The sequence below is a fragment of the Citrobacter sp. wls711 genome (genome assembly GCF_005281055.1).
In the GTDB taxonomy this organism is placed as follows: domain Bacteria; phylum Pseudomonadota; class Gammaproteobacteria; order Enterobacterales; family Enterobacteriaceae; genus Citrobacter; species Citrobacter gillenii.
In genome coordinates, this window is sequence record NZ_SZXC01000018.1 from 1 (window position 1) to 205 (window position 205).

At 51.7% G+C, this 205-nt stretch carries 1 rRNA gene; it reads left to right on the top strand.

Features of this window, described 5'->3' with window-relative positions:
* Positions 1 to 205, top strand: a 23S ribosomal RNA gene (locus FDW98_RS05670); the annotation flags it as partial.

The following is a 205-nucleotide window of genomic DNA, read 5'->3' on the forward strand; positions in this document are numbered from 1 at the left end:
AACGCTGAGGTGTGATGACGAGGCACTACGGTGCTGAAGTAACAAATGCCCTGCTTCCAGGAAAAGCCTCTAAGCATCAGGTAACACGAAATCGTACCCCAAACCGACACAGGTGGTCAGGTAGAGAATACCAAGGCGCTTGAGAGAACTCGGGTGAAGGAACTAGGCAAAATGGTGCCGTAACTTCGGGAGAAGGCACGCTGAT